We start from the raw sequence: 6,733 nt of genomic DNA, 5'->3' as shown, positions 1-6,733 counted from the left end.
GTCAGGCGACGGAGGTTAGCGGTTGGATGCGCCACAGGCTGATCCTGTCTGGCGTCTTCCCTGCGGCATTGGGGTGGATAATGAACATGCGCGCGGACGGAGCCTTTAGCCTTGAGCTGATCGGGCCCTTTGGGCCGGGTACCATGTGGCCGAACGTCGTGCGGACGGGTGGGGCTTCTAGCTGCTAGCAGTCAGGAAAGCTGGTTCGCCTGCGGCGCTTCCATCACCATCTCTCAGCCCGGTGGGCAGCTCTCTTCTGAGAAGAGAGCCTGTTGCAGTGTCATTTTCACGTTTTGGGTTTAGATTCATCAGGATTCCAACAGCGGCGGGGCCGCGGTTTCCCTGGGTCTTGACCTCTATCTCCATTTTTCATAAATAATGGCTTGAAGCTTTTATAACGATTGAGCCTGCCATCACTCTTTCTGATTTTCCGCTTCTTCTTCGCCTACGTCAAGGACGTCTTCCGTCCGCTTCGGGATGAGAAGGGCACTCACGGCGCAGAGGGCAGCGGCGCCCATGAGGTAGTAGAATACGGCATTGAAGGAGCCATGGAATGCGGAGACCAGGTACCCCATGATTACCGGGGAGATGAAGCCTGCCACCTGGCCGCCCATGTTGATGAGGGTGGATGCGGAGCCGGCGATGGAGCCGGTGACGATTTTCAGAACGATAGCAACAGCCGCACCGAGGATGCAGGCCTTGAAGAAGTACACGCCGCACTGGAAGACCACTACCCAGAAGAGGGTTTCCGCATTGTACATGAGGTACAGGAAAATGGCGGTCATGGCAGCGCAGATGGCGATGAGGTACTGTTCTTTCTTGTCGAAGTATTTATTCATCACCCATCCGCAGACAGCGGCGGACAGGAAGGATGCCATGAAAGGAATCGGTGTCACATAGCCCACGGCCTTCAGGTTGATCCCTCTTTCAGCGATGAGGTAGGTCGGCATCCAGGCGTCCAGGCCTTTATTGATGCAGGAAACGCAGAATGCGCAGATTACCAGTTTCCAGATCATAGGGAAATGAAGGAGACGGAGGAAGTACTTCGTCTTATTCTTATCATCCGCCTTGGTTTCTTCCTTCGGTCTGGACTGTTTCACAAAGATACCGTAGAAGAATACATAAATAAGCCCGATAACGCCGAGGATCTGGAACATGCCGCGCCATCCGAACCAGAGGATCAGGGGCACGATGATGATCGGAGCAATGGCGCTGCCGATGTAGTTGGACGAAAGGATGCCGGTGGTAAAGGTGGCACGGAGCTCCCGGGGGAAGTATTCCGCAATGGCCCGGTAGCAGGAGCCGGCGTAAGGTCCTTCGCAGAGGCCGAAGACGAACCGGAGGAACAGGAGTCCCGCCAGGGTAGATGCATGGCCGGTGGTGAAGGTAAAGATGGACCACAGGGTGAGGGCGATCATGATCACCGTCTTGGACCCGAAATGGTCCGCCAGCCAGCCGCCGGGGATCTGCATAATGGAATAGCCGATGAAAAAGGCACTGATCACCACGCCCATTTCCGTGGGGGCCAGGTTAAAGTCCTTGGAAATGGAGGGCAGCGACAGCCCTATGGCGGAACGATCGATATAGGATATACAGAATCCTATGTACAAAAAGAAAAATACCACATACCGGTTCTCACTCTGTAATTTCTTGAGCCAGCCCATACAATACCTCCTGCACTACTTACACTCCCGGAAAGGACAGGGCCTTTCCCTACAAAAACGGCCTGAATCACAGAGAATTTTCTGCATCAGGCACCGTTGCCCCCGGCCACAGTACCGGGTCTATTTACTTTCCTCCCATTTACGCTTATCATAAGGAAAAGCAAATGTCCTTAATAGACCTTTATTCTGTCCCAAAAGGAGAGTATCATGCGAATCGGTATCGTAGTTCCCACCGAAATCATGGATGAAATCACCCATTTCCTGTCTAAAGAATTTCCGGAAATCGAAGCAGTCCCCTTCCCTTATCGAACCATCGTGGAGATCCCGGATATTCTCTCCGGCCACCAGGGGAATATCGACACCTTCCTCTTCCTGGGCAACACGGCCCGGCGGTATGCGGAAAAGGCCATTCCCCACTCGTCGGAGTGGCTCACCATCCCCCGGTCCGTATCCGCCCTGCTCCGGCTCCTCTTCCGGGCAGAGGTGGCAGGGCACTCCATGAAAATCGCCACGGACATGGACAATACGACGCTCTTCGACCTGGCCTTCCAGGAAATCGGCCTGCCGCCGGAAGAGGGGCATGTGGAAATCATGCCGGTAAAGGCCTACAGCGAGGGCCTCCTCATCCGGGACGCCATCCGCATGGAGAAACTCTACCGCAGCGGCGCCGTCAGTTTCTGTATCACCATTTTTTACCAGGTCCGGGATATGCTGAAAAAGCGGGGCGTCCCCGTATACATTCTCCAGCCCTCCTACGAGGACATTCGAAACGGCCTGCAGCGGCTGGTACTGACCTACGAGCTCCAGCTGAACCAGAACAACCGGCTGGCGGTCATCGCCATCCATACGGATACACCGAAAAATCCCATTCCCGAAGCCACGGACTTCCGGCTGTCTCTGGAGAAACTGGCGGTGGCCCGTGAAGTCTACCGCTTCGCGAAGTCCATGGACGCCGCCTGCATCGAACAGCCGCCGGCGGAATACATGCTCTTCGCCACATCCTCCATCATCGAGAACATGACAGACCATTACCGGCACCTGCACATCCTGCAGAACGTGGCGGAGAATACAGCCTTCACCCTGTCCATCGGCATCGGCTACGGCGCCACCGCCGCCGACGCCAAGTATCACGCCCTCCGGGCCATGAACCACGCCATCGCCGCCGGCGGCAGCCAGGCCTACCTCATAGGCCGGGACCTCTTCACCCCGGTGCCCATGGCCGCCAACGACAAGGCCAATGACTGCCGGAAAGAAGGGCCAATCGATGAGAAATTTCTCTACCTCTCCAAGAAATCGGGAGTCAGCATCCGGATCCTCTCGAACCTGTACCACGCCTGCCGGGACGAAGGACGCCTGCGTTTCACCTCCGCCGAACTGGCAGACCTCATCGGCGTCACCACGAGAACCATGAACCGCATCATCGCCAAGCTCATCGACCACCACCTGGCCCAGGACGTGGGACGGCAGTTCACAGAAAAAACAGGCCGCCCCAGCCGGATCATAGAAATCCTTCTGGAGCCGAAGATGAAGGGGAAATGAGATCGAGGTCGAGAGGATGGGGCCGAAGGCCCTGAAAGAAAGAGTAACATTGAGAGTTGAGAGTTGAGGTCCCGCGGCTCCGCCGCCCGAGCACCCAACCTCCCCTCTTTAGAGGGGAAAAGTAAGCGAACTGGAGTTACAGCAGCGAACACAAGTTGCACCAGCGAACATGATTTGAAGGAGCGTTAGCGACGTACAAATCATTGTGAGTCGGTGACAGCCGTAGCGGAGGAGCGCAAGCGACGCTCAAATTGTTGTGAGTCGCTGATAGCCGTGCTGTAGTGAGCGTAGCGAGCGAAAATCCAGTGAGACACTTTCATCGCGAAGGCGATCGGGGGACCGCGTCAGCGGTGGAAGGGTGCCTGATGGTATGGTGCGAGAGGGGCCGGGAATTTCGATTCATACGGTGGGAGCGACTTCAGCGAGAGCCCCCTCCGCCTACGGCACCTCCCCCATAGATGGGTAGGTAAAGATAAGCCTGCGGCACCCGGCCATCCGTTACCCGGCCCGCAGGGCTTGGACCCCTGGCCACCAGATCCAGCTGCCAGCCACCTGCTCGCTGCTTCCCTCGACCTCAGTCTCGATCTCAATTTCATTGATTATTATTTCCCATTAGCGTTATAATAATGTTTATATACAAACCAATCACAAGCCCTATCCCAGGCAATCCATGAGGAGGCATTTTTTTATGAGTGAAAAACCAGCATATTATATTACCACCCCTATTTACTATCCCAGCGCAAAGCTCCATATCGGCCATACCTACTGCACGTCCATTGCGGACTGCATGGCCCGGTTCAAGCGGCTCGACGGATACGACGTGTTCTTCCTGACCGGCAGTGATGAACATGGACAGAAAATCGAACAGAAGGCGGAAGAAGCAGGTGTCACCCCGATCCAGTACGTGGACAAGATCGTGGCCCTGTTCAAGCAGCTCTGGAAGGAACTGAACATTTCCAACGACGATTTCATCCGGACCACCGAAGAACGGCATAAGAAGGTTGTCCAGATGCTCTTCCAGCGGGCCTATGACAAGGGAGACATTTACCTTGGCAAGTACGAAGGATGGTACTGCATCCCCGACGAAACCTTCTGGCCGGAAAACAAGCTCACCAAAGAGCATGTGTGCCCGGACTGCGGCCGTCCCCTGCAGCGGGTCAGTGAAGATGCCTATTTCTTCCGCATGTCCAAGTATGCGGACCGTTGGATGAAGTACATCGAAGAGCATCCGGATTTCATCCAGCCTGAATCCCGCAGAAATGAAATGATCCAGTTCGTGAAGAGCGGCCTGGAAGACCTCTGCGTATCCCGTACCAGCTTCACCTGGGGCATTCCGGTGCCCTTCGACCCGAAGCACGTGGTGTACGTATGGTTCGACGCTCTCGTAAACTACCTCACCGCCGCCGGCATTGTGGATAATCCGGAAAAATTCAAAAAATTCTGGCCCGCCGATGTACACCTGGTGGGGAAGGAAATCGTCCGTTTCCATACCATCATCTGGCCGATTATGCTCATGAGCCTTGGCATCGAACTGCCGAAGAAGGTCTATGGCCATGGCTGGCTCATTGTGGACGGGGAGAAAATGTCCAAGTCCCGGGGCAACGTGATCGACCCGATTCCGCTGCTCCATGAATTCGGTTCCGACGCCATCCGGTACTACCTCCTGAACGATATCCAGCTGGGCCAGGACGGCAACTTCAACCGGGACCGCCTCATTAACCGCATCAATTCGGACCTGTCCAACGACCTGGGCAACCTTCTGTACCGCACCCTGTCCATGGTGGCCAAGTACAATAAGGGCGTCCTCCATAAGGGAGATGCCTCCGGAGATGAGACCATTGCCGCCGCTTCTAAAGAAGTGGAAGAAAACGCAGCAAAGACTCTCGAAGCCTTCCGCAGCGGCATGGATAACTGGAAGATCAACGACGCCATCAAAGCCGTATGGACCTATATCCGTTCCCTCAATAAGTACGTAGATGTCACCATGCCCTGGGCATTGGGCAAGGATCCGGCAAAGAAGGACCTCCTGGACGCTGTGCTGTACCACCTCTGCGAAGGACTCCGCTTCGTATCCCTCATGGCAGAACCGGTGATTCCTATTGCCTGTGAAAAAATCTGGAACCAGCTGGGCCTTACGGACTTCAAGGCTGCCTCCTACAAGGACCTCACCTGGGGCGGCATTCCTGACGGCACCGTAACCCACAAGGGAGACCAGATCTTCCCGCGCATCGAAGTCGAAGAGGAAGAAGCTCCGGCTCCGAAGAAGGAAGCAAAGAAAGAAGAGAAAAAGGAAGAAAAGAAGGAGACCGAGCCTTCTATTTCCATCGATGATTTCTTCAAGACCGACCTCCGGGTGGCAGAAATCCTCACCGCTGAAAAGGTGAAGAAGTCCAAGAAGCTCATCAAAATGACCGTCAGCCTCGGTGACGGCGATACACGGACCGTGGTGAGCGGCATTTCCGAATACTATAAGCCGGAGGATCTTATCGGCAAGCACGTGATCTTCGTTTCCAACCTGAAGCCGGCCAAACTCATGGGTATCGAATCCCAGGGCATGATCCTCGCCGCCTCCAAGGACGGAGAGCTGAAGGTGCCCTTCGTAGATATGCCCGCCGGCAGCAAGGTCAAATAATGGGCCTCTTCGACACCCACGCCCACCTTTACGACAAAGCCTTCGACCGGGACCGGGACGAGGTGATTCAAAGACTCCGGAAGACCCTGGACTACGTGGTCATCCCGTCGGAGGATCTGGCTACCAGCCGGAAATCCCTGGCATTGGCGGAAAAGTACGATTTCCTGTACTGTGCCGTTGGCATCCATCCCCAGGAAACCGGGGAGGCCAGCGAGGAAATCCTGAAGGAAATCGGAGACCTGGCCCAGTCTTCACCGAAGGTGAAGGCCATCGGCGAAATCGGCCTGGACTACCACTACCTCTACAGCGACAAGGAAACCCAGAAGACCTGGTTCGGCCGGCAGATCGAGCTGGCCAAAGACCTGGACCTGCCCTTCCTCATCCACGACAGGGAAGCCCACGGCGATACCCTGTCCATCCTGAAGGAACACAGGGGGAGCGCCATGCGGGGCATTCTCCACTGCTACTCCGGCAGCGCGGAAATGGCGCAGGAATTCATGAAACTGGGCTTCTATATCTCCTTCGCAGGACCTGTGGTATTCCCCAGAAGCACCCGCCTCAAAGAAGCGGCGGCGTCAGTCCCCCTGGACAGGCTCCTCATAGAGACCGACAGCCCCTACCTCACGCCGCCCCCAAACCGGGGAAAGCGGAACGACCCTTCCAACGTCATCTACGTGGCGGAAGAACTGGCAAGGATCAAAGGAATCCCGGTGGAAGAACTCATAGAGATTACAAAGAAAAATGGCATGGCCATATATGGAATAGAGTAAGAAAACTCGAGACTTGGGTCTCGAGTTTTTTTACGTGTGGGCGAGCGCCGTGCGTCCGTATGGGGGCTTTCAGCTGCTGGCGGCGCGGGGAAAATTAGGAATTAGGAATTAGGAATGAGGAATGGTGG

Annotated in this window: 4 protein-coding genes; 3 read left to right on the top strand and 1 reads right to left on the bottom strand. The window is 55.6% G+C overall.

The genetic code is table 11. The annotated features are described in order from the left end of the window. Positions 1 to 413 precede the first annotated feature (413 nt). A complete protein-coding gene (locus tag QZR21_RS07410) occupies positions 414 to 1,664 on the bottom strand; it encodes an MFS transporter (RefSeq protein ID WP_296097122.1) in 1,251 nt (416 codons plus the stop codon). Between the two features lie 207 nt (positions 1,665 to 1,871). Here QZR21_RS07410 and QZR21_RS07405 point away from each other — a divergent pair, with 207 nt between their 5' ends. The 3 genes from QZR21_RS07405 to QZR21_RS07395 all read left to right on the top strand — a co-directional run bounded on the left by QZR21_RS07405 (position 1,872) and on the right by QZR21_RS07395 (position 6,605). Further along, complete coding sequence (locus QZR21_RS07405; RefSeq protein WP_296097123.1) at positions 1,872 to 3,203, top strand: helix-turn-helix domain-containing protein; 1,332 nt, start codon at positions 1,872 to 1,874, stop codon at positions 3,201 to 3,203. A gap of 688 nt (positions 3,204 to 3,891) precedes the next feature. Then, positions 3,892 to 5,835, top strand: a complete 1,944-nt coding sequence (metG, locus tag QZR21_RS07400) for a methionine--tRNA ligase (RefSeq protein ID WP_296100337.1) — start codon at positions 3,892 to 3,894, stop codon at positions 5,833 to 5,835. Continuing rightward, on the top strand, positions 5,835 to 6,605 hold the full coding sequence (locus QZR21_RS07395; RefSeq protein ID WP_296974677.1) for a TatD family hydrolase: 771 nt from the start codon (positions 5,835 to 5,837) through the stop codon (positions 6,603 to 6,605). Before metG ends, QZR21_RS07395 begins: the two co-directional genes overlap by 1 nt. Positions 6,606 to 6,733 lie beyond the last annotated feature (128 nt).

Origin of the sequence: uncultured Dialister sp. (assembly GCF_900541605.1) — a bacterium.
In the GTDB taxonomy this organism is placed as follows: Bacteria; Bacillota; Negativicutes; order Veillonellales; family Dialisteraceae; genus Dialister.
The sequence above is the reverse complement of the archived record's forward strand: the minus strand, read 5'-3'. Positions and strand labels throughout refer to the sequence as shown.

What these genes read in the sequence shown, in the direction of transcription:
- QZR21_RS07410 (WP_296097122.1), bottom strand. Translation starts at nt 1,664, where the DNA reads ATGGGCTGGCTCAAGAAATTACAGAGTGAGAACCGGTATGTGGTATTT.
- QZR21_RS07405 (WP_296097123.1), top strand. Translation starts at nt 1,872, where the DNA reads ATGCGAATCGGTATCGTAGTTCCCACCGAAATCATGGATGAAATCACC.
- metG (WP_296100337.1), top strand. Translation starts at nt 3,892, where the DNA reads ATGAGTGAAAAACCAGCATATTATATTACCACCCCTATTTACTATCCC.
- QZR21_RS07395 (WP_296974677.1), top strand. Translation starts at nt 5,835, where the DNA reads ATGGGCCTCTTCGACACCCACGCCCACCTTTACGACAAAGCCTTCGAC.